The organism is Vibrio sp. RC586, from assembly GCF_000176715.1.
Classification (GTDB): Bacteria; Pseudomonadota; Gammaproteobacteria; order Enterobacterales; family Vibrionaceae; genus Vibrio.
Genome location: NZ_ADBD01000010.1, coordinates 250,559 through 273,804, shown reverse-complemented (window position 1 = coordinate 273,804; position 23,246 = coordinate 250,559). Strand labels below are relative to the sequence as shown.

The following is a 23,246-nucleotide window of genomic DNA, read 5'->3' as shown; positions in this document are numbered from 1 at the left end:
TAATGGCTATTACCCTTACTCAGTTAAGAGCGATGGTCACCATCCAGGGAGTTGCTGACTCTCTGGATGGGCAAATCTATGAGTCCTTAACTTACAACGACGACAGAAATGCTCAGACCGCCTGCCAATCTTCCGCCCGTTGGTGCTATGCCTATCTTGGTCAAAAAAATGCACTGACCCGACTCTACAGCGATGATGATAAAGAAGTGCTGACTGAAGCCATGACTCAAATGGCTATCTATGAGTTGGGCGAAATCAGCGAGTTTGATTTTGACGATCGCAAAGAGGAAGCCATCGCGTTAATCAATTCTTTACTTGGTCTGAATAATGGCGCTGAAAGTGGCGCTCAATACACAGGAGCTGCGATTGCCCGTGATAAAGAATCTCACATTGTCGTCCCTTATCGCTCGGCTTCCCACCGACGTTATCGTTAATCACTATCCACTGCCAACCGAGTTGGGCAATGCGCGTTACCAAAGCAGTAACTACTATTTTGGTGCGATTCGCGCCATGTTGCTCGATGAAGAGGTGGCGTCAGACATTGAAATGCGCCATGCCACCGCCATGACCGTGCCTTACGTGATTGAAGGCTCTGCCAGTGACATCGCGTTTTACAACGAGGTGACGGTGGACTTTGATTTAGAAATGCTCATGGAGCAGATGCTCAGTGCCACCGAATTTGGCTTTATGCCAGTGGAGCTGATTTGGGATAAAGATGGATCTTTGCTTGTCCTCACTAATTCTGAGCAAAAACGCCCTGAAGACTTTCGTCTATTAAAAGATGGCACCTTGGTGTACAGCGCGGCGGACTACACCGCAAGAACACCGGTGACAGGTAAAGTCATTCCCGTTCTGCGCAATGCGACCACTGAGCGTCCGTACGGCGAAACCATCTTAGAATCAGTCTGGCCAATCTGGCAAAGTAAATGGATTAGCTGGGCGAACATCGAACGCTTGGGTGAGAAGTATGCCATTCCTACGGCTATTGCATTGGCTGAAAATGCCAATGGCGAAAATGACTTGCAAGCGATTGCAAACTCATTGGCTCCTGTGATGAACGGCGATGCGGTTGCCCTGTCTGGCGTGAAAGAGATTGTTGCGCTCGATGCGAACGGCAAGGTGGACGAGCTACTGCGTACTATTGAATACATCGACAATAAAATCTCCAAGCGCATCACAGGGCAGACTCTCACGGGTGGCAATCAAAAATACGGCTCTCGTTCATTGGGTGAAGTTCACGAACGTGCGGCTATGCGCGTCTCCAAACGCGATGCTCGCATGGTGCATAAGACGCTCAACGATACACTGTTTAAGTGGATATTCTTAGCTAATGGGCGTGAAGGCAGTATCAAAATCCGAGTGGATGAAGATGCCTACAAAGCCATGTTGGAATCTGCACTGGCGAACGGCTCAGGGGTTGAACCGGTACAAGGTTTTAATCAACATCCAAGTCTGGAATTTTCAGATATACCAGGAAAGCACCTATGTCTGCTTTAAAGAGTCTCGATAAGAAAGAGACCAGTAACCTCACCAAACTACAGCGCCTCGAAAATGAGGCGTTATCTTTAACTATCAAGAGCCTTTCAAGGGAATTAGAAACGGCTTTCAAGGCCCATTCAAACCCTGACGATATCGATATTACCCAAGCCACCAATCAGTACACCAATATCTACGCCGCATCGATGATGGTGAGTTGGTTGCTTGGTCAGGTGCATATTAATAATGCCATCACTGAAGCTGAAGATAAGCCCATCGAGCTGACCTACGCACCCATTTATCTTGCCGTGGATGATGTACCTTTTCAGGAAGCGATTGATTCACTCAAAGCGATGATACCGACCGATACCAAAGAGTATCGTCAAATGGAAGCGGCGATGAAACTTCGTGCTTTTACGGTTGCGAACGTCTCCAGTATTGATGCGGTAAACAGAGTGAAAAAGCGCTATGAAGCTGCATTAGAAAGCGGCGCATCTCGCTCTGAAACCTTGGGTAATATTCGTCAGCTTCTAGAGCAAGAAGGAGTATCTGAAGCCAACACTTATTGGCTAGATCTGCACTATCGCAACAATATGATGACGGCGTATAACTCTGGCCGCTGGACTCAGATTGCGAATAATGACTTGGTTGAGTTCCTGGTCTATTCCTCCGTCCTAGACTCAGGAACGACTGAGCTGTGCAGGAAGATCGATGGCGTGATCAAACCCAAAAACGACCCGTTTTGGGAAAGCTTCTATCCACCGAATCACCACAAATGCCGCGCCACGGTATCGGTGCTTTCACGTAAGCAGTATGAGGCGCTACCAACATCAATGCAACGAGCATCAGAGCAGATTAGTGGCAAAGCATTGGATAACGATGCCACCACAGGCAAAGAGCATCAGTTCACCAGTTCGCCGCTGGTATCAATGAAAACGCTACCAGCGTCAATGATGGAGCGAGCGCAAGAGTATGGACTGACACAAAGCATCTTGAATTACTCTTATGCGCAAAGCCAGCGTGTGCTGAAAGAGCAAGCCAAAGCGGTGACCAAGCAAGGGTTGTCTACGGCAACCCTCAGCAAAGCGATAATACAATCACCCGAACTAGAGCCGTTCCGCGAGATGATACAGGATAAGCTAATCACATCTCCCGATGAAGTGTGGTTGGTTTTTGATGAGCTTAAGGATGGGAGTTTCTTACCTAGTTTACAGTTCGTACTTGAACTGGATGACTCACTCAGAGCCGTAGCCTTTGCAAGTGCATACGATAGCAGCCAAATTTATCAGCTTGTCAGCATGACTAAATCTGAAATAGAGCAACAGATATTTTTAACACTAAAAATATAGCAGAGGTCTCCTTTTCAGAAGGAGACCTCATAACCAACGTTACTCATGTTGATCCAACGCAGAACATAACTCTTCACTGACTGCATACGTCCGGCTTGAGTAACGACTGGAAATCTTTCGTTCACTTTTACATTCGACATAACTAGAAACAACAGACTGCATTTGGCTATAAATGGCTATAGTTAGCAAAGGTGACACTATTAAGGTTGAGACAATAATGACCTTATTGATTTCACCAATCGGGATAGATAACTTGAACTCGTCTTTTATCGAATATATGACAAGATAAAGACCCGCAATGATGCTACAAAAACCAGCCCATACATTCAGAACACCAGACACTTCAACAATAGAAGATATTGGACCAAACGCTTTACTTACGTTGTCAGATGATATCCACCAACCTAGCCATGTTAATAATGAAAATAAAACAATTCTAATATAATTCACTGAAAATACTCTTCTACTGCTTTTGTTATATTTTTTGAATATCCATTTTCGGCATCGACAAAATCCAATATTTGTCCAATTGCAAATGACGTAGTTGCAAATAATACACCAGTACCTAGCACTCCAAGTGTTACTGGCATCGCAGCAGTGAGTAACGCTGCGCCTGCTAGAGATATAAACCCTTTTGCCAAATCTCCTGCCGAGTTAACGCCAAGTTCTGCCAGGGTTGCATCGTCGCGCAGTATATAGTCGACAGCATTTACTCCAACTGCAAACGCGATTTCAATACCTGCGTTAAACCGAACATATCGAACTGCGCCCTTGAGATCGTTCAAACCGAGTCCAGCTTGAACCACTTTGGGATTTGCTGCGCCCCACTTATTTCCTTTCATTAGGGTTTGTTGATGACGACGAAAATCACGAATAATCACCCAGTCTCGACCATGAATGGTCTTCGTTGACGCCTTAACTCCGAGCCCGCCTAGTCCTTTTGCAGTGGCGTAAGCTTCCGCTGAGCCTTTCGCTAAATCACCATAAGACTTAGTGGTGCCAATCGTTTCTTTTCCACCTAAATTGCTGTATAGCTCTTGGGCTTCCTCCAACGACAATACCGCGATACTCACGATCGGTTTCACATACTCGACCTCGATCTCTTTCTGGCCTTCTGGTGCTAAAGGGTTGTAAGGCGGCCAATACATATTTTCAGCGGCAATTTGTGGTTTATTGCGAGCTTGTGCTTCTGTGAATGCTGTCTCATTGGCATCCATATTGGCTTTTCGCTGCGCTTCCAACCTTTCTTTAATGGTTTGCTTCGGAGGCTCTGGTGGTATCACACTGTGGCTCATAGGCGTGGTAGAGCCTAATGGTGCAAAATTTTTTGCCTCGGCCATTCTCAGTGCTGCAACACTCTTGTCCCAATTTCGCTGCATTTGGCAAGAACCGCATTTACAGAACTCAGGATTTTGGCCCACAGGACATCTATAAAGCTTATTTTTATCAAACATATCGTATATTGGCACGGAAAGTCTCCTGACTGACATTGAACACCATTTCCGCATGATAACCTTAAAATTCGACAGGCAAAAATTTGCCCGCTGCTCACTTTTTTATCTCTCCTTAATAAATAAGACTGGATGGTATGGTGTGCCAGAGTTAGTGTCGTGATCTCGTTTATTGCTGGGGATACAACATGTTAACAATTGCACCTGAGGCACAAAAGCTTGTACAAACGATCACAACCTATTCGCGTTATGGCGCGGTAAAACTACACATCATTGCCGCACAACACCCCGAATACAGTGAACATCATATTGCTTTCGTACTGGAGCAGCTCGCACAAGCGCCATTCGCCGATTTACAACACCTGATCAAAAACACCAACAACTGTATATAATGACAGTACCAATGGTGATAGACTCTCTTGGTGTTTTGATGCCTTGAGTACCTGAGACCCAGAGCCTTTTAATTAAGGAATTGGAGAGGAAGCAGCAAAACGCCGCCAGCTTTAATTCGTTATGGCTGGCGGCTTCACTCGCTCTTTGTGTTCAAGGCTCTTGCTAACAGGAGATTAGAATGCACCAACACACTCTGCACGATGGCCGTGCAACTCTTATTCATGCCGATTGCTTAACCTACCTTAAAAAACTTGAAGATAATTCAGTGGATCTGATTTTAACCGACCCACCATACTTCCAAGTTAAACGTAATGCTTGGGATAACCAGTGGCCAGATGTTGCTTCATTCCTAGCATGGCTAGATGAAGTGCTCCTCGAGTTCTGGCGAGTGCTCAAACCTTCAGGAAGCCTTTACCTGTTTTGTGGCTCAAAGCTTGCCAGTGACACCGAGATCCTAATCAGAAACCGCTTTGAAGTGTTTAACCATATCATTTGGGCGAAACCTTCAGGCCCATGGCGTAGAATGCACAAGCCTGACTTACGTATGTTCTTTCCGGCAACCGAGCGTATCTTGTTTGCTGGTCATTATAATGCTGAAGGGTATGCGAAAAGCTGCTCAGGTTACGCTTCTCAGTGTAGCGAGCTAAAGAAACATGTGTTTAAACCGTTGATGGATTATTTTATTAAGGCTCGTCAACAGCTCGGCGTGACAGCAAAAGACATCAATGAAGCAACAGGAACACAAATGTGTTCACACTGGTTTAGTGAAAGCCAGTGGACATTACCAAGCAAAGAGCAGTACCAGAAACTCCAACAGCTCTTTGCCAATAAAAAAGGACGGTTGGCCAAGGCGCATGGCGAACTGGTAGAAGAGTATGATGCCTTAAAAAATAGCTATCAGAGTTTGGTTTTGGAATACGATGATCTAAAAGCTCAATACGAACACCTACGCCGCCCGTTCTCTGTCACCAGTGAAGTGCCTTATACGGATGTATGGCAGTTTGCTCCTGTGCAATATTATCCTGGCAAACATCCTTGTGAGAAACCGCAAGACTTGCTGCAACATATTATCTCCGTCAGCAGTCGCGAAAACGATGTGGTACTCGACGCGTTCATGGGAAGTGGTTCAACAGGCAAAGCTTGTCTGAGTTTGAATCGATGTTTTATCGGTATTGAAATGGAAGAGGAAACGTTTGAACAAGCGTTGGCGTCGATGAAAAATATTTAATGTTAGTCCGCAACTTAAAAGAAAAGGCGCTTGATTGCGCCTTTTTGCCTTCAATAGCCATCTAATTGCCACTGGCATATTTTAGCCAATACGAAACCTGATATTCCTGCACTTCGCATAACTCACTCAGATGCTTGATAACGGTACAGCAAAGTTGGTGTGTATCTGATCCAATATATGACGGTTCCAAACGGCACATCAAGTGACTACCAACAGAAATCAGGTTAATGCATCGACCAATTAAATCGGCCGTTTTCATTGAATCGTGTTCAATCACTTCACTCAGTATGGCCAGATGGCAAAATACATCTCGGCTGGTATCCGTTGCGTGTTTACCATTACATGTGTGATCAATAAACTCAGACAATGTATCAACTAGGTTACGATACAGTTCATTGTTGTATTTCATAATTCCCCTGAAAATCACATGCCCATACTTGGTGAGTTTGAAATACCTAAGCGTTGTTCTGCTTCGTAAACCCTATTCGCATATGCTGCCTTAGCCGCAGCTTTGCTAGGATAAAATTTTATATTGCCATCGGCATCAATCACTTTGTATGAGATAGATATTACCATCCCATTGGCGTCAAGCTCTTTGACAAGAACAAGACTGCAACCGTGTTCTGATAGTAACGTTGTTTTTTGTGCCATTTAATTTTCCCTTAACTCAATATGAGATAACCATTAGACAATTCATCATTTCTGGTTTCTAGTTGTACAGCCATTCGTCCGCTTCGTTGAACATCTCTTCCAAAATCTCGTGAGCTTTCTCCCGGTTGTCTTTACTCTTGTCCATAATCTCAAGGTGATTATTTTCACCCTTGCGGATACGAACTCGGACATCGGGATCAATTACTGACAAGCGTCTTTGGATTTCTGGTTCAATCAAAGAGAACTTGTCTTTTGGTAAACCATCCGCTTTAACGATCATTTCAACACGCATAACAAACCTTGCTTTAAATTAAACTGTATAAATAAACAGTATTATTATTTTTAGCCGAGGTCAACATGATCCATATCTTTCCATAAGTCATCCATCACATCGTGAAGGGCTTGTTTGAGTTGTGGGGTCATATCACGCAGTGCTGCCACTAAAGTTTGAGCCATCACATCCGGTTCGGTACTGGTTGCTTCAATCTGAATGACGGGAGCAAAACTGACCTCAACGGTCTCTGGTGGTTGAGTGATGATGGCTCTGGATTGTGCGCTTGCTGACTGTACGGTTTGTTCAACTTGGGCAACGGCTTGCTGGTTAACCTTATCGTCTCCACCATTGAAAACGTCATACAGCCAGCCTGCGATTTCATCACCTGCAATTGAGCCACCTATTGTTCCAGGGAGAGCTCCCACACCACCAAACAAGGCACCAGCCAGTCCACCAAGCCCACCGCCTACGGTCGAGCCAATACTGCGCCAAACGCCTTCTGTATCTCCATCCATTGCACTCATTCCTATGGATGCAGCGTTGAGCGCTGTACCAATAACAGGAAGCTTTTTGAGTACACCTTCACCACCACCCAATGCCTTTTGGCCTACCGTAGACCAAAAGCTAGGACCTTTGGCAACGTTTGCCACAGGCTCGGCAGCAGACTTGGTAAATAACCCACTAAACATACTGGCAGGTTTGAAACCACCTTGAGACCCGATTGCGGTACCGAGGATTTTATTGAAAAGGCCTTTACCCATTCGCGTAGCAAGTAACCCCCCAAACCCAGCTAAACCAATAGAGCCAACAAGGCCAGCATAACCTAAACCAGAGTTATCATTCATCGCTCCAGTTGCGGAGCTAGTAGCATTGGAAACTGCATCACCTAAGCCATTAAATTTATCAATCAAGTTAGCAGCACTGTTAGACACTGTATCTGTCATTGAATTAAACGACTGTGTCGCCTTATCTATCGACGTTGATACGCTTTTGGCTGCATTATCCAGCGAATCCGCACCTTCAAATACCTTTGCTCCTTCATGCATGCCTTGTTGCATCGCACTTAAACCTTTGGTGCCAATATCCTCAGACATAATGGTGCCACCAATGGCCTCAAGAATGGGTTTAACTGCGGCGGCATCTGTTTGGCTGGCACTGTTTACAAGAGTCAACAGTGCCGCATAGCTATTACCAGGAGCGGCTCCAGTTGCCACGTCATTGCGAACTCGGTAAGCTGCTTCTTTGATTCGGTTTCGTAGGTCTACATTCTCAATCGCATCAACTGTTCCTGCTTTATCACCTTCACCAACCAACTTGGCAAACTCATCCTTATCACTGAAACGAGCCATGAATGACTCTTTGAATGAGTCTCCAACCTTATCAGTGTTCCAAACGCCAGCTTGACGCGCTCGAACGATGGAAGCTGCAAACTGATCAAACGATATTTTGTCACCAAGTAGCGGTGAATACTCCGCAAAGGTATCGAGTAAATCCCCGTTGGCATCACCAACCATTGCGCTGGTGGCGTAGAGTTTATTCGCCGCTTCCTCAATACTGATGCCAAAGCCTTTTGAAATGTTGGCAAGGGCGCGAACGGTTTCTGGTGATGAGTAATCGGGGAAGATCTTTTGCAACTGGATGGTAGCTTTCGTTAGTGCTTGAGTGTCTTCTTCGCCTAAGTTTTGCTGCTTCGCTAACGCTTGAGCCGCAAATATGCTTTCTTGGTCTGCGCCATACATGCGAATTAAGTCTGTACGGAATTGACGCTGTGAAGCCGATTGTACCTCCTCAAGCGAATAGCTACTGCGAGCCGCCAAAAGGCGCTCATTTCGAGATTTATCATTACCTGCCCAAGCAAGTCCTGCTGAAGCCATTGCACCGCCAGCAATTGTGCCTATCTTCTCTATATTCTGTAGAGCGCTTCCTTGTTGCTTTAGTCCTTGGTTTGTTTTTTGGATTTCGGCTTGCAGGCGTCTTTCTTCCTGAGCGATGTTATTAACATCGACGCCCGTATTTTTAAGTGTTCGCCCAAGCCGCTCCAGCTCACGCTCTTGGGCTGTTATTGCTTTTTTGTTTTTGGTTTCTTGCTGATTCAATTCCTTCAGAGCGTTTTCGGCTTTCTTAAATGCATCGATATCAGTGGTGGTTTTCTGTAGCTGCTTAAACTCTCGCTCCAGCTTTTTCGACTCATTCTCAATCTTCTTTGACTGCTGCGTAAAGGCGTCTTTAACCCCAACAATGAGTTCTAATGCGTAGCCACTGTTATTACTTGTTGCCATGATTAAAGACCTCTATGAAATAGTTGTATTGCGCCCAATCGGCATTCATTAGCTCTCCAACGGATGCAATGCCTATTTTCTTATGCGTCAGCAAATGAAAGGATTGGTCAAAGATTTTCGATTTGATTCGAGCGAGGTTTAGCTCTTTCCCATCAAGTGAGCCAGATTGATGTGCTCTTCGTACGGTAGGTTGATGAGCATGTCGACAGGAACGACAACTTCACCTTTCATGCTTATATTCGTAAGCTTTCCGTGTTCATCTCGCTTCTCATCAGTGTGCTCACCAAACACCAGAATGCTCGATGCAATGTGCGCGGTGATGGCATCATTTGACTCAAACCAGTATTGCTCTTTGGTGAAGCGCACCGCTTCAATTCGGTCTTTCACCAGCGCTTTACGAACCCGTTTCGCACAATTGAGCTCCATGCCACCAAACTGGATTGGGGTATTCAAAATACAGAGTTCAAATTCCATCATAGCTCGTGCAATGTCTTCCAAAGTGAAAACCTTAGCTTCCGGTTTCAAGGTGGTTTCAATGGTGTTTGTAGTTTGATTTTCAGTACTCATGACTTGTCTCGATGTGAGTGATTCATGGCCTGCATTGTGTCTTTTTATAAACCTGCCATCTGCCGAACGGAAATTAAGTTCTCGATGCGGGGTATCCTACCATCACTGGATAAACGAGAGGTGATGATGCTTCCCAAAATCTTAAAGCAAGATATCAGGCTAAGAACATTAAGCCGTCTGACTACCGAGGAAATGAACGAGCTTCGCTCTGCCATTAAAGGGTTGCAGGCGCTTGATATTGACCATGTGCACGAGTCATATCTGCCGTGGTTAGCTTGGTGGTTTCGTGTTGATACTTGGGATGATGATTGGATCGTTGAAAGAAAACGGACAATCGTTAAAGAGGCTCTGACACTCTACAAGTACAAAGGAACCATTTGGGCTGTAGAGCGAGCACTGGAGCTAACCGGATTCGGCCCAAAGCTTACCGTGTGGCATCAGATGAACCCTCAAGGACCCAAAGGCACCTTTTTAATTGAGGCAACTCAAGAGCAAGGTGGTTTGACTCAAAAGGATTACGAGAATGTGGTCACACTGGTTGAGAGTAACAAGCAAGGCTCTCAGCACTGGAACATGATTGTTCGTAACCCAGTGAGTCAAGGTGGCTTATATGCCGGTGTTCGCGTTCGCAGCCGCAAGCGCATTACCGTTACTCTTATGGATTAATATGGCAAATGAACCTTTAAAAGCAGCAGTCGTCACAGACATAGGCATGGCAAAGCTAGAGGCTGCCTATCTAGCAGGGGGGAAGGTGGTCATCAGTGAAATGGCACTCGGTGATTCAAACCTTGTGTATGTCAAACCTAACTCCTCGTTCACTGAGTTGGTGAATGAGTTTGGACGTCAGGCGATCAATGATGGTAATACCACGGAGAGTTGGATTAATGCTCTCGTCTACGTGGATAGCACACAATTTGCGAACAAGTCAGTATTAGAATTTGGCCTATATGATAGCGATGGTGATCTTATCGTATACAGCTCATACACACCAAGCCTAGTTCCCGACATTGGACCCAATTACATACAACTTGAAATTGAATGCTCTGTAAATTTATACAATGCCTCTGCTGTCACGCTTGAAGTAACTCCCATTTACCCTCAGGCCACAGAGTTTGAGATGGGTATTGCTAAAGTTGCAACCAATGCATTGGTTGATGCTGGGACTAATGACGATACGTTCTTAACTGTAAAGAAATTTCTCTATGCGCTCGATGTTACCCATGTGATAGACAAACTTGTCAGTAACCTTTGGTTAAAACTAGCGGCTAAAATTTGTCCTGTTGGAGTCCCACTTCCTTGGCCCAGTGATATCGCGCCAGAAGGGTTTGCTATTCACAAAGGACAAGCCTTCGATAAAGTGGCCAACCCTGAACTAGCGAAACTTTATCCAGATGGGATACTTAAAGATCTGCGAGGAATGGCGGTTGTAGGTAAGAAAGAAGGCGAAATTATACTCAGTTATGAAGCAGACCAAGTTAAACAGCACGGTTACCCAAATTCAACTGTCAGCAGTACAGATTTAGGTTCTAGAAATACTAACACAACAGGAAACCATGCCCACGGTTATCCTGCTGGTACATCAAACGGTCCTAATGGCCCCTATTTAGATACAGCCCATGCTAGTTACGGCTACCGATATACCACAACTGAAGGGAATCACTATCACTCTGTGGCGATCGGCTCCCATGCTCACTCCATCGCTATCGCTCTTTTTGGTGCAACCGAAAACACTATTAAGAATATTAAATTTAACTGGATTGTAAGGATGGGTTAGCAATGGTGTATTTTTCTGTTTCTCAAACTGTAGAAGTCTCTCGCATTTCTCATGAGGGATGGTGGATTGAAAACACATTAGAACATGTAGTTAAAGGTACCGCGTTGGGTTCTGATTTTACTCAAAGTATCTATACACCATCGCAAACCGGTATGATTGCACGCTACGATCGTGAAACTGATACGTGGTCTGATGAAATTCAAAACCGTACATGGGATGAATATTTCAATCAGCATGGACAGAGCTTTATTATTGATAAGCCTGATGGTGATTTTCCTGATTGGGCAATTGTTGAAAAACCACCAGAATACGACACACAAACCCAAACAGTGCTGCATAAAGATAAACAATGGCATATTTACGACATTCTTATTGGCCAATCGTTTTATGACGAATACGGAAACGAATTCAAAGTATCAGACTACAACTTTGAGTTACCGGAAAAGTGCACATTCATTGCGCCCCCAGAGCCGTTATCAGAACAACATTCACTGAAGCTTATCAATGGGCAATGGCAACAGTTTCTTGATCACCGAGGGGAAGTGGCCTACGCCATCGACCGAGATAATGGCGAAAGTTATGTGATCGATGAACTCGGAGAGTTACCCGCGACACATACGCTGATGGAGCCAGATTCATATGATTCATGGTTGGATGGGCAGTGGCAATATGACATCGAACGTCACCGCCCACTTAAAGCGGCCGAGGAGAAACAGTGGCGTGATGCAAAGCTACACAAAATATTAAGTCGTATCGATCAGTATGAGAAAGACCAGAGCTATCCAATAGAGCTGAGAACGTCACCAATCAGGACTAAAGAGGATTATCTAAAATTACTCGAAGTACGAAAATCTTTAAGTGACTATCCTGACCGTTCTGATTTTCCATTCGGAGATCGGCCTGATTTGTCTATGCTTGATTCTCTGTAAAAACGAAGGCGCAAAATGCAGCGCCTTTCTTTTTTTTTGTTACTCACTAACAATAATCATTTATCCCTCTTTTTGTTTCGCTTAATCCCGCTTTATTTCGGGTAATTTCGCATCAAAAATGTTTTAACTATAAAAATCAGAATGTTTTAAGACTCGTTCGTCGTTGTCATGGATCTTATTTGACGCTGACGAGACCTTGTTTCATTTCGATGCTTTTAAAGGGATGCAGCTGATGTTCGCGCGTAAAGGCGTGGAGTTTACCGAACAAGATTTTCACCAATACCAAGAAGTGAATAAACCGCTGTGGGTGGATTACCAAAACGGCGATATTACCGCCGCGCAGTTGAAGCATACGCGCTTTGCTGGCTGGGCAGAAAAGCTGGATACCACAACGGCAGAGCTCAACAGTGCATTTTTGCAAGCTATGGCGGATATTTGCACCTTGCTACCAGGTGCCATGGAGCTGATGCAGGCGCTACACGGTAAAGCGCGCTTGGGTATTATCACTAACGGTTTTACTGAGCTACAAGATGTAAGGTTGGCTAAAACAGGCATGACAGACTTTTTTGATCACATTGTGATTTCCGAGGAAGTCGGGATTGCTAAACCCGATGCGGGTATTTTTGCCCATGCATTGGAGCGAATGGGGAACCCTACAAAAAGCCGAGTGCTGATGGTGGGGGATAATCCACATTCCGATATTTTAGGTGGCTTGAACTTTGGAATTGAGACTTGCTGGTTAAACGTACATCAGCATCCGCAACCTGAAGGGATCATTCCACATTATGAAGTGGCTTCACTGCATGAGCTGAGAGAGATCTTATTGGCGTAATGCCATGAGAAGGAAGGCAAGGCGCTCCTGGTGCAAAGTGAATCACTTTGCACCGGATACCTGATTAACGGTGGAATTCGCCAGCGCGTTCAGGTTGATAGACTATGTCGATGATTTCGAGGGTTTTCAACGCGCCGCCCGGCATAGGCCAAGCCAGTTGTTGACCCACAGCAAGGCCAAGTAACGCACTACCCACAGGGGCAAAAATCGATACGTCAGCGCTGCTTTTTACATCGTTTGGGTAAACCAAGGTTTTTTCCATTACTTCATCGCTGCCTGAGAATTTAAAGCGCACCGTAGAATTCATGGTGACGACATTCTCTGGCATATCTTCAGGTTCGAGCACAGTCGCACGATCCAACTCTTCTTCCAGTTTTTCTAACTCTGGCGACAAGGTGGCTAGGTTATCCATCAACTGGCTGATTCTGTCCATATCGCGAGTGGACACCACGATAGTATTGAGTTCAGACATTTTATTCCTCCAAAATAAATACCGCCCTGAAAACAGGGCGGTATCAATCAGTTTTGTTAAGTTGTCGGACTAACCATAGCTCGCATAGCAGAAGATTTCAAGCCCTTAGTATGTAACCAGTTTTTTGCATGGAATTGAAGATGGCTCATAAACGAAGCGGCTAGTTAAGGTTGTTCACCGGCTAATAATCTTTGCTCAATTTGCGCGAGCACGGCAGGCAAGTTTGCAACCGTATCGATCAAATAATGCGGTTTTGCCTGTTGCAGTTTGGCTTGTGCACGTTCGCGCGCCACTTGCAGCGTTTGAGCATCAGCATGTTGATACTCTTCAAGGGTTAACCCAGCTTCGTTTCCTGACAGCAGTAAACCGACCGTCCACATCCCCGCATTATGACCTTCCTCGATGCCGGGCAGGGCATCATCGACTTTTACGCAAGCGCGTACATCGGTCACGCCAAGCTCAATCACATTTTTCAGTGCCATAAAAGGGGCGGGGCGGCCACCTTGTGGTAAATCATCAGTGGCAACCACATAATCGGGACGATAACCGTAATCGGCAGCCGCAGCAATCAACACATCCATCACTTGGCGTGGATAACCAGAGCAAGATCCGATTTTGATCCCGCGTGATCGGATTTGCTCAACCACTTCAAGCGAGTGGGGAATCGGTGCGGCGTGATCGGCGACTTTGGCGATTTGCAATGGCATAAAGGCCGCGTAAATCGCATCAATATCGTTCGAGTTCATTGGGCGACCAAATTGCTTTTGCCAACGCTGCGCAACACTGGGGAGTTTTCCTACAGCTTGAATGTGTTGCCATTTGCCCAGTCCCATCGGCTCGCGCGCTTCCGCAAGGCTAATCTCAAAATCAAAGCCATGCTTGAAAGCTTCAACAAAAATCGAGGTCGGCGCAAAGGATCCAAAATCAACTATGGTGCCAGCCCAATCAAAAATAACGGCTTGAATCGGTGAATTCATAACTTTTCCTTAATGTGTGTAACCCATTTGCTGGCTGATGGCGAGCAAAACGGAGTGCAAAATATCGAGTGCTTGATCCAGTTCTTGACGCGAAATAATTAGAGGCGGACTGAGTTGAATCACATTGCCTTGTGAGACTTTAAAGCTCAGCCCATGACGTAAACAGTGGTAGAGCACAGCTTCGGCTTCATCGTAAGCGCGCTGTTTGGTGTGGCGATCGGTCACTAGTTCGATCCCCCAAAGCAAACCGATACCGCGTACATCGCTAATCAGTGAAAATTGCTGCTGCATTTGATTGAGACGTTGGCGCATATAAACGCTATCTGCCTGAACTTTGGCGAGTAAATTTTGCTGCTCAATCACTTCAATGCTGGCTAATGCCGCAGCGCAGCCGAGTGGACTTTTTTCATGGGTGTAGTGACCCAAAGAAACCTGCGCGGCGGTGTTGTATTTTTCTTTGGTGAGTAGGGCCGCGATGGGGATAAGTCCAGCCCCCAAACCTTTGCCGATACACAAAATATCAGGCTCTATGCCGAACGCTTGGTGAGTAAACCACTCGCCGCTGCGCCCCATGCCGTTGGGAATGTCATCAATGATCAACAGCACATTGTGTTTATCGCAGATCTCCCGCACCCGCTGCCAATAGGCGCGGCTTGGTACTTGTACATCGGTATTACGTACCGCTTCGGCGATGAATGCGCCGATGCCGCCTTCTTTTTCAATCACGTATTCCAAGTAATCGGCGTAGTGCACATCGCTGCCGTCTTCACGGGGAAACGCACCTCGGTAAGTGATGGCTGGAGGAATGCGTTCCACACCTGCCATGAGTGGCCCCATGCCTTGGCGAAAACAAGCTTCGCCACCGACAGAAATGGCATCCAAAGAGGCACCATGAAAAGCATCCCACAGACTGACTACTTTAAAATTGTGCGTCACATGGCGCGCCAATTTGAGCGCCATACCAATGACGGAAGTACCGCCGGGAGCAAACAGTACGCGTTTGAGTTCGCCACCGGCAATCTCTATGAGTTTCTCCGCGCAGCGAACCGCGGTTTCATGGGTAAAGCGGCGCGGCGCGAAAGGTAGCATCTGCATTTGTTCGGTGATTTTTTCGATCACCTGTGGATGACCATGACCGAGTTGATGCACATTATTGCCATGAAAATCGAGGTAGCGTTGTCCTGACACATCTTGCAAATAACAGCCTTCCGCACTGACTAACGCATCTAGGCAAGGTGTGGACATAGCTTGATGAAGAAATACCTCAGCGTCACGTTGTAACAATTTTTGTGTCGCTTCATCATCCAATTGTGCCAACCAGGCTTGTCGTGCCTCGGTAGTGTTGATATCGCCTTCACTGCGCCAGTGCGTGGGGTTGTGTGGTGACGGATTATCGAGTGGTTTCATTACGTTTTCCTGATCCGTTACGCTGGATTCCAGTACATGGCTTGCTGCATCGCGCTGAGTAGGCGATCAATATCTTGCGGATACACTTCGCCAATGTTGCCAATGCGAAAGCAGTCTGCGTTGCTTACTTTGCCGGGATAAATCACAAAGCCTTGCTGTTTTAAGCGCTGATAAAACTCACCAAACTGATAATCAGAATCCGTGGGTGAATAAAAAGAAGTGATGACGGGAGAGTGCAGATGTTCCGGTAGCAGCGGAGTAAAGCCGAGTGTGCGCATACCGTTAACCAATTTTTGCTGATTGGTGTGATAACGCTGATAGCGCGCCGCGATGCCGCCTTCGCTCTCCAACTCCAACAAGGCTTGGTAGAAAGCACGAACCGTATGGGTTGGGGAGGTAAAACGCCACTTGCCACGATTTTTTTCCATACACTGCCATTGGTCATAGAGATCAAGCGTGAGTGAGCGTGCTCGACCTTGGCATTGCTCAAGTTCAGAACGTTTGGCAATCACAAAGCCAAAGCCGGGCACACCTTGAATGCATTTGTTGGCCGAGCTGATCATAAAATCGATGTCCATCTCACCAATATCCATTGGGATGCCGCCAAAACTCGACATGGCATCGAGAATCACCCGTTTACCACGCTGTTTAGCCAGTTTGGCGATTTCCGCAATCGGATTGAGCATGCCGGTGGTGGTTTCACAGTGCACCACAGCAACGTGTGTGATTGCGGAATCTGAGGTTAGAACTTGAGTGATCTCTTCAAGATTGGGCTGTGCGGTTTCTCCGGGGGAAATGACGTGACAAGCAATGTTGAGATACTCCGCGATTTGCGCAATACGCGCCCCATAAGCCCCATTATCGATCACGAGCAGCTTATCCGTCGGCAACATCACGGTTCCAATCGTTGCTTCTACGGAAGCGGTGCCGCTGCCTTGCATCAATACTGAGGTGTATCCGGATTGTGTTGTGGCAAGAATTACGAGTTTGCGGCGAATCACTTCGACAATATCGAGATTGTAATCATCATCCCAAGTGCACCAATCCTTCAGCATGGCTTCACGTACTGACTCCGACGTAGAAAGGGGGCCAGGGGTAAGCAACAGATACGCGTTCTTCATTTATCACTCCGTTTGGACTATACCATTAAATCAATATTATCTAACAACGAGAAAAGCCACGGGTAAACCCTCCATCGAGTAATTTCACAAAAGTTTCATAACTTAATCGTTCTGAAAATAGGTAATAGAAGGGAATCAAACTTAGTCAAATTGCCAATTTTTGTTCATCGAAACGTCATACAGAATCGCTAGGGTAAATAATAATTCTGGTACATACCAAATTAACTACATTGGAGATGATGATGAACAAAGTCATATTGAAAGGAACACTTACCCTAATCGCAACGCTGATGGCGACTCATGCGTTTGCAGCGCAGGAAGTCACGGTTTATACCGCACTAGAAACCGATCTGTTGGCGAAATACAAAAACGTATTTGAAAAAGCTAACCCAGATATTGAGATCAAATGGGTACGTGACTCAACGGGGATCATGACGGCGAAGCTGTTAGCCGAAAAGAATAACCCACGCGCAGAAGTGGTGTGGGGGCTGGCCGGTTCATCCATGGCGCTTCTTAAAGAGCAAGGTATTCTCAAACCCTATACGCCTAAAGGTGCCGACGAACTGCGCAGCAATATGAAAGATCCGCAATCGCAACCGGCTTGGTATGGTAACTATGCTTTCTTTAATGCGCTCTGTTTTAATGAAGCGGTAGCCAAACAGCTGAACTTGCCCAAACCCCAAAGCTGGGAAGATTTAACTAAGCCGATTTATAAGGGGCATATTGCCATGCCAAACCCTGCTTCTTCAGGCACTGGCTACATGCAAGTTTCCGCATGGTTGCAAAATATGGGGGAAGAGCAAGCGTGGGATTATATGCAGCGACTTGATCAAAACATGGCGCACTATACCCATTCCGGCTCGAAACCTTGTGTACAAGCGGGTATGGGAGAGGTGGCGATTGGGATCTCTATGGCCACTCGCGGTGCTAAACTCAAAACCCAAGGCGCACCTTTGGATGTGATTGTGCCTAATGGCATCGGCTGGGAATCGGATGCTGTGGGTTTAGTGAAAGAGAGTGACGCCGCGAAACGCGTGGTGGATTGGTCTGTCTCTAAAGCCGCCAATGAACTTTACATTGAAAGCTATCCTGTGGTTGGCCATCAAGATGTCAGCAAACAAGTCGCCAACTATCCGAATGTGGAAAAAGTGATGGCGAAGATGGATTTCAACCAGATGGGTAGCGATCGTGCCCGCGTGTTGAAAGCGTGGTCTGAGAAGTTTGATTCAAAATCTGAGCCGAAATCTTAAGAGAAAATCATCAGAGGAGGCTGCGGCCTCCTTTGCTTTCATTCAGCCTCTGAATTCAGCATTCCTTACACCGCCAGCCATTTTTATAGGTATCTCATCTGTCATCAGATGGTCACACTTTAGCGATAAAACTGTCACTGCTTTGCAATAAAGCTTCGTTATTTTTGGACTATACCAAATTTAAGGGTGACTTTTATGACCACGCAGAACCCTCGTGAACAGAAAAACCTTGAAAGCCAATACCCTGAAAAACAACACCTTGGACATCCGTCCCCAGAGAAAAGCTACCTAGATATTCGTCATGTCGTGAAACAGTTTGGCGCATTTACGGCTTTGAAAGAGATCAGCTTGTCGATCGAGCAAGGCGAATTTGTCTGCTTTCTTGGCCCGTCGGGTTGCGGTAAAACCACTTTATTGCGTGCTATTGCGGGTTTAGATCTGCCGACCTCTGGCACCATTCATCAAAACCAACAGGACATTACTTTTCTGCCGCCGGAGAAACGCGATTTCGGCATTGTGTTTCAATCCTATGCTCTGTTTCCTAATTTAACGGTGGAAGAAAACATTGCCATCGGTCTGCGAAATCAAGGTATGTCGGTACGTGATGCCTTAGAAAAAGTTGAACAGTGGTTGGAACTCATTGGGCTCGCGACTTCGGCGCAAAAATACCCAAGCCAGCTTTCAGGCGGCCAACAGCAGCGGGTGGCATTAGCGCGCGCTTTGGCGTTATCTCCTGGGCTATTGCTGCTTGATGAGCCACTGTCTGCATTGGATGCCAAAGTGCGAACTCACTTGCGTGATGAGATTTGCCAATTGCAGCGTAAGTTGGGAATAACCACCATCATGGTGACCCACGATCAGGAAGAAGCATTAACCATGGCGGATCGTATCGTGGTCATGAATCACGGCGTCATTGAGCAAGTCGGCACGCCACAAGACATTTACCAAAAACCCGCGAGTCGTTTTGTGGCGGAGTTTGTCGGCACCATGAATTTCATTCCCGTATCTATGGCAACCTCTCATCAGTTGCGCATTGCAGAATCACTGATTGCGCTGCCTAAGATAGAAAACTTGACGCCTACTCAAGGTGAGCAATTTGATTTAGCCGTTCGCCCAGAAAATCTAGAACTGGTCACGCGCTACAACGATGCCATTCCAGTCGTCATTCGCCATTTGGAGTTTCTTGGCGCGTTTTATCGAGTCGAATGTGTGTTTCAAAACGAGCGTTTGGCTCCTCCCGTGTATGTCGATTTACCTATCACGCAGGTGCACGCCATGAATTTAAAAGCAGGCGATGTTCGATATTTGGCACTGCGTGAAGGGCAGCTTCGTGCGTACCGTCGCAAGGTTATGTCTACGACACAAGCGGTTACAACAGCATGCGCGTATGCCGCGTAAGGAGAGGAACATGCTGAATCTCACCCGTACTCTTCCGGTGCGAATGTTGCCACGCTGGAGCCGTGATAGCCTGATTCTGTCTGCCACTTTGCTGGTGTTGTTATCGCTGATGTTGGTGTTTATTGTCGCGCCTTTAGTCGCTATGTTGGCGAAAAGCGTGCAAAACGCGCAGGGTGAATTTGTCGGGCTGACTTACTTCGCTCAATATTTTGCTTCCACTGCGCTCTGGCAATCGATGCGTAATACCTTGGTGTTGGGTATCGGTGTGACCGCTGTGGTTGATTTACTGGCTTTTGGTTACGCCTATGCGTTAACGCGTTCCTGCATGCCGGGGAAAAGTTTGTTCCGAGTGCTAGGAAGTGCACCGATTTTGGCGCCTTCGTTGTTACCTGCTATCAGTCTTATCTTTTTGTTTGGTAATCAAGGCATGCTCAAAACGTGGTTAGGCGGAGAGTCCATTTATGGAGGATTAGGCATTGCTCTGGGTTTGATTTTTTGGACGTTCCCACATGCGTTGATGATTATCACCACCTCGCTCAGCACTTCGGATGCTCGTTTGTATGAAGCGGCGAGGGCGCTGAAAACTTCCCCAATCAAAACCTTCTTGATTGTGACGCTTCCCTCCGCAAAGTACGGATTGATCAGTGCCTTGATCGTTGTATTTACTTTGGTGGTGTGTGATTTCGGGGTGCCGAAAGTGATTGGTGGCAGCTATAACGTGTTAGCAACCGACATTTTCAAACAAGTAGTTGGGCAGCAAAACTTTGCCATGGGGGCGGTGACCAGTATTGTACTTTTACTGCCTGCGGTATTGGCGTTTGTTGCGGATCGCTGGGTACAAAAAAAGCAGCAAAGCTTGTTTGATACCCGCTCCGTGGCTTACCAACCCGCTCCGCATAAACTGCGTGATGGGCTGTGTTTGCTTTACTGTGTACTGGTTTGCGTGGCGATAGTGGCTGTATTAGCAACGGCGGTGTATGGCTCGCTCGTCACTTTTTGGCCGTGGAATACGGCACTGACACTCAAAAACTATCAATTTGCAGAAACCAGCACTTACGGTTGGAGTCCATATTTCAATTCATTGACTTTGGCCAGCTTAACGGCGTTGTGTGGCACTGTGCTGATCTTCCTTGGTGCTTACAGTATCGAAAAAGGGCGAATTTTAGCACCGCTGCGTCAGGTGATGCAGATGCTGAGCATGATTCCGATGGCAGTGCCGGGATTGGTACTGGGTTTGGGGTATATCTTCTTTTTCAACCACGCCAGTAATCCGCTCAATGGCCTATATGGTGGCATGTTGCTTTTGGTGATCAACACCGTAGTGCATTACTACACGGTAGGGCATATGACGGCAGTTACCGCACTCAAGCAGTTACCGCCTGAGCTGGAAGCCACTGCGGCCTCCATCAAGCTGCCGCAATATCGCTTACTGTGGAAAGTGACATTACCCGTATCCTTGCCTGCGGTATTAGACATCGCTAGCTATCTGTTTATTAATGCATTAACCACCACTTCTGCGGTAGTATTCCTCTACTCAACGGATACCGTTCCCGCATCGGTTGCGGTACTGAATATGGATGATGCAGGCCAGACAGGTTCGGCCGCGGCGATGGCTGTGATGATTATGCTCACAGCTGGTTTGATGAAGCTGCTGCATGTCGGGTTGGAATTTGGATTGTTTGGTCGCATGCAAGCATGGCGCAAGCGTTAGTGGAAAGAAGCAATAGGATAGCAATGCAATACGTAAAAATTAAAGATGCCATCGTAGAGCAGATTGATGCGGGTATGCTGATGCCACGTCAAAAGCTGCCTGCGGAGCGCAAATTAGCCGAATCATTTGATACTACGCGAGTCACTTTGCGTGAGGCGCTTTCACTGCTTGAAGCGGAAGGGAAGATTTATCGCGAAGATCGCCGCGGTTGGTTTATTTCGCCGGCACCTTTGCGCTATGACCCCACTCAAACACTCAATTTCACCAATATGGCGCTGTCACAAAATCGCCAACCAAAAACGGAACTGATTGCAGCCAAGGCGGTGATCGCCAACAAACAGGCCACACGTCTGCTCAAGCTCAAACCGTTTTCCGATGTTTACCGAGTAGATCGGGTGCGTTATCTGGACAATCGACCTGTGGTGTATGTCACCAACTACGTTCGCCCAGAGCTGTTTCCGAACCTGCTCAATTTTGATTTGTCGCAATCATTGACCGATCTGTATCGCGAGCATTATTCGACACAATACCAGACGATCCACTACCGTATTTCAACCAGCTCGTTACTGGGTGAAATGGCACAAGCGTTACGCGCTACATCGGGTACGCCGGCTATGGTGGTAGAGCGAGTTAATTACAATCAAGAAGGCGAGCTGATTGATTGTGACATTGAATACTGGCGTCACGATGCCATTACCATTGAATCCATCGCAGAGTTAAAACGTTAACCCTTCCTCACGAAAGAGGCAGATTGCTTGCCCTGTCGGAATGACAGGGCTTTTTTGACAAGGTTGTCGTATGTCTTTTGTGCCCATCATCATTGTCTTGTTTTCTGCATTACTGCACGCCGGTTGGAACATCATCGGCAAACGCTACCAAAGCTCGGGGGCATCTTTCTTCTTGGCGGCAACGGCAGCCACATCATTACTGCTTACGCCGTATATCTTGTGGTACTTCGCGCAAATTGGTTGGTCAACACTGCCAACCCAGTTTTGGGTGCTGCTGGTCATCAGTGGGATTAGCCAGATGGTGTACATGCTTGGGCTCGCTTTTGCTTACAGCAAAGTGGATATCGGGATTGCTTATCCTTTAGCACGTGGGCTACCCGTGCTGTTAGTGGGGGCGGGTACCGTATTGCTAGGCTACGATTTGCACCTTAATCAATGGATGGGATTTGGATTGATCACACTTGGCTGCTTGATGATCCCGCTCCAAAAATTCCGCCAATTTCGCTTTACGGATTATGCCAACATCGGGATTGTATGGGCGTTAGTGGCGGCGGTGGGCACCGCTGGGTACTCCATCATAGATAAAGAAGCACTGGCGATCATTGAACAGACCGTGGGCTTACAGATACCAGCCAGTTACTCTGCCGTGCTTTATTTGGGGATTCAGTTTTGGGCGATGTGTTTGCCGCTGACCATTTGGTACTTATTGACTGGGCAACGCGCCCCTTTCATAGAAGCGTGGCGAATTCGTTACACCGCGATCCTTGCGGGCTTGATGATGGGAGGCACTTACAGCTTGGTGCTGTATGCGATGACTTTGACGGAAAATGTGAGCTTTATTGTAGCGCTACGCCAAACTAGCATCGTATTTGGGCTGTTTATGGGCATCGCTTTTCTGGGTGAGCGCTGGTATGTCACTCGTCTGTTAGGGGTTAGCGCCATTGTCGCAGGACTCATTGTGGCGTTTGCTTAGCTTCCT

Annotated in this window: 25 protein-coding genes; 14 read left to right on the top strand and 11 right to left on the bottom strand. The window is 46.7% G+C overall.

Annotated features, from left to right (window positions below):
• Positions 1-2 precede the first annotated feature (2 nt).
• The 3 genes from VOA_RS06805 to VOA_RS06815 are packed head-to-tail and all read left to right on the top strand — an operon-like array spanning position 3 to position 2,825.
• Positions 3-434 carry a hypothetical protein gene (locus VOA_RS06805; protein WP_001018783.1) on the top strand — a complete coding sequence of 144 codons (432 nt, stop codon included), beginning with the start codon at positions 3-5 and terminating at the stop codon, positions 432-434.
• Positions 391-1,497: a phage portal protein family protein gene (locus VOA_RS06810; protein ID WP_232202798.1), complete on the top strand. Its 1,107-nt coding sequence runs from the start codon at positions 391-393 to the stop codon at positions 1,495-1,497. Before VOA_RS06805 ends, VOA_RS06810 begins: the two co-directional genes overlap by 44 nt.
• Positions 1,485-2,825, top strand: coding sequence for a phage head morphogenesis protein (locus tag VOA_RS06815; RefSeq protein ID WP_001275023.1), 1,341 nt, complete (start codon positions 1,485-1,487; stop codon positions 2,823-2,825). The genes VOA_RS06810 and VOA_RS06815 overlap by 13 nt, the downstream gene beginning before the upstream one ends.
• A gap of 39 nt (positions 2,826-2,864) precedes the next feature.
• Here the strand turns inward: VOA_RS06815 and VOA_RS19895 are convergent, their stop codons facing one another.
• Both VOA_RS19895 and VOA_RS06820 read right to left on the bottom strand, forming a co-directional pair.
• Positions 2,865-3,275 carry a hypothetical protein gene (locus tag VOA_RS19895; RefSeq protein WP_156794479.1) on the bottom strand — a complete coding sequence of 137 codons (411 nt, stop codon included), beginning with the start codon at positions 3,273-3,275 and terminating at the stop codon, positions 2,865-2,867.
• Positions 3,272-4,294, bottom strand: a complete 1,023-nt coding sequence (locus VOA_RS06820; RefSeq protein WP_001123338.1) for a hypothetical protein — start codon at positions 4,292-4,294, stop codon at positions 3,272-3,274. Before VOA_RS06820 ends, VOA_RS19895 begins: the two co-directional genes overlap by 4 nt.
• Positions 4,295-4,464: 170 nt before the next feature.
• On the opposite strand from VOA_RS06820, the gene VOA_RS06825 reads away from it, so the two are divergent.
• Positions 4,465-4,668 carry a hypothetical protein gene (locus VOA_RS06825; protein WP_000955486.1) on the top strand — a complete coding sequence of 68 codons (204 nt, stop codon included), beginning with the start codon at positions 4,465-4,467 and terminating at the stop codon, positions 4,666-4,668.
• A gap of 179 nt (positions 4,669-4,847) precedes the next feature.
• The gene (locus tag VOA_RS06830) at positions 4,848-5,897 is read left to right on the top strand and encodes a DNA-methyltransferase (protein WP_000553939.1); all 1,050 of its coding nucleotides are present in this window, start codon (positions 4,848-4,850) and stop codon (positions 5,895-5,897) included.
• A gap of 61 nt (positions 5,898-5,958) precedes the next feature.
• Here VOA_RS06830 and VOA_RS0118395 read toward each other — a convergent pair whose 3' ends face one another.
• The 5 genes from VOA_RS0118395 to VOA_RS06845 form a co-directional block, all read right to left on the bottom strand.
• Entirely contained in the window at positions 5,959-6,306 is a 348-nt protein-coding gene (locus VOA_RS0118395) for a hypothetical protein (protein WP_000876744.1), read from the bottom strand.
• 14 nt (positions 6,307-6,320) lie between these two features.
• Positions 6,321-6,548: a hypothetical protein gene (locus tag VOA_RS0118390; RefSeq protein ID WP_000057767.1), complete on the bottom strand. Its 228-nt coding sequence runs from the start codon at positions 6,546-6,548 to the stop codon at positions 6,321-6,323.
• Between the two features lie 58 nt (positions 6,549-6,606).
• Positions 6,607-6,840: a DinI-like family protein gene (locus VOA_RS06835; RefSeq protein WP_001261962.1), complete on the bottom strand. Its 234-nt coding sequence runs from the start codon at positions 6,838-6,840 to the stop codon at positions 6,607-6,609.
• Between the two features lie 50 nt (positions 6,841-6,890).
• Positions 6,891-9,101 (bottom strand): hypothetical protein, encoded by a 2,211-nt coding sequence (locus VOA_RS06840; protein WP_000235839.1) that lies wholly within the window; start codon positions 9,099-9,101, stop codon positions 6,891-6,893.
• A gap of 138 nt (positions 9,102-9,239) precedes the next feature.
• The gene (locus VOA_RS06845; RefSeq protein ID WP_000102687.1) at positions 9,240-9,668 is read right to left on the bottom strand and encodes a hypothetical protein; all 429 of its coding nucleotides are present in this window, start codon (positions 9,666-9,668) and stop codon (positions 9,240-9,242) included.
• Positions 9,669-9,791: 123 nt separating this feature from the next.
• On the opposite strand from VOA_RS06845, the gene VOA_RS06850 reads away from it, so the two are divergent.
• From VOA_RS06850 to yjjG, 4 genes are all read left to right on the top strand, one after another.
• A complete protein-coding gene (locus VOA_RS06850) occupies positions 9,792-10,334 on the top strand; it encodes a phage tail protein I (RefSeq protein WP_232202797.1) in 543 nt (180 codons plus the stop codon).
• Between the two features lies 1 nt (position 10,335).
• On the top strand, positions 10,336-11,442 hold the full coding sequence (locus VOA_RS19610; RefSeq protein WP_001262781.1) for a phage tail-collar fiber domain-containing protein: 1,107 nt from the start codon (positions 10,336-10,338) through the stop codon (positions 11,440-11,442).
• A 2-nt stretch (positions 11,443-11,444) separates the two neighbouring features.
• Positions 11,445-12,371: a hypothetical protein gene (locus VOA_RS06855; protein ID WP_000262465.1), complete on the top strand. Its 927-nt coding sequence runs from the start codon at positions 11,445-11,447 to the stop codon at positions 12,369-12,371.
• A gap of 163 nt (positions 12,372-12,534) precedes the next feature.
• Positions 12,535-13,203: a pyrimidine 5'-nucleotidase gene (gene yjjG / locus VOA_RS06860; protein WP_032468317.1), complete on the top strand. Its 669-nt coding sequence runs from the start codon at positions 12,535-12,537 to the stop codon at positions 13,201-13,203.
• A gap of 64 nt (positions 13,204-13,267) precedes the next feature.
• On the opposite strand, the gene rnk is transcribed toward yjjG, so the two are convergent.
• From rnk to phnW, 4 genes are all read right to left on the bottom strand, one after another.
• A complete protein-coding gene (gene rnk / locus VOA_RS06865) occupies positions 13,268-13,675 on the bottom strand; it encodes a nucleoside diphosphate kinase regulator (protein WP_001292883.1) in 408 nt (135 codons plus the stop codon).
• Between the two features lie 164 nt (positions 13,676-13,839).
• The gene (gene phnX / locus VOA_RS06870) at positions 13,840-14,652 is read right to left on the bottom strand and encodes a phosphonoacetaldehyde hydrolase (RefSeq protein ID WP_001087834.1); all 813 of its coding nucleotides are present in this window, start codon (positions 14,650-14,652) and stop codon (positions 13,840-13,842) included.
• Between the two features lie 9 nt (positions 14,653-14,661).
• Positions 14,662-16,059, bottom strand: a complete 1,398-nt coding sequence (locus VOA_RS06875) for an aspartate aminotransferase family protein (protein WP_000803013.1) — start codon at positions 16,057-16,059, stop codon at positions 14,662-14,664.
• 17 nt (positions 16,060-16,076) lie between these two features.
• On the bottom strand, positions 16,077-17,180 hold the full coding sequence (gene phnW / locus VOA_RS06880) for a 2-aminoethylphosphonate--pyruvate transaminase (protein WP_000786478.1): 1,104 nt from the start codon (positions 17,178-17,180) through the stop codon (positions 16,077-16,079).
• Positions 17,181-17,419: 239 nt separating this feature from the next.
• On the opposite strand from phnW, the gene VOA_RS06885 reads away from it, so the two are divergent.
• From VOA_RS06885 to VOA_RS06905, 5 genes are all read left to right on the top strand, one after another.
• Complete coding sequence (locus VOA_RS06885) at positions 17,420-18,430, top strand: putative 2-aminoethylphosphonate ABC transporter substrate-binding protein (protein ID WP_198006593.1); 1,011 nt, start codon at positions 17,420-17,422, stop codon at positions 18,428-18,430.
• Positions 18,431-18,625: 195 nt separating this feature from the next.
• The gene (locus tag VOA_RS06890) at positions 18,626-19,828 is read left to right on the top strand and encodes a putative 2-aminoethylphosphonate ABC transporter ATP-binding protein (protein WP_000211614.1); all 1,203 of its coding nucleotides are present in this window, start codon (positions 18,626-18,628) and stop codon (positions 19,826-19,828) included.
• A gap of 10 nt (positions 19,829-19,838) precedes the next feature.
• A complete protein-coding gene (locus VOA_RS06895) occupies positions 19,839-21,539 on the top strand; it encodes a putative 2-aminoethylphosphonate ABC transporter permease subunit (RefSeq protein WP_000933551.1) in 1,701 nt (566 codons plus the stop codon).
• Positions 21,540-21,562: 23 nt separating this feature from the next.
• Positions 21,563-22,267, top strand: a complete 705-nt coding sequence (gene phnR, locus VOA_RS06900; protein ID WP_001200479.1) for a phosphonate utilization transcriptional regulator PhnR — start codon at positions 21,563-21,565, stop codon at positions 22,265-22,267.
• Between the two features lie 70 nt (positions 22,268-22,337).
• Positions 22,338-23,240, top strand: coding sequence for a DMT family transporter (locus tag VOA_RS06905; RefSeq protein ID WP_000011446.1), 903 nt, complete (start codon positions 22,338-22,340; stop codon positions 23,238-23,240).
• Positions 23,241-23,246: the final 6 nt, after the last annotated feature.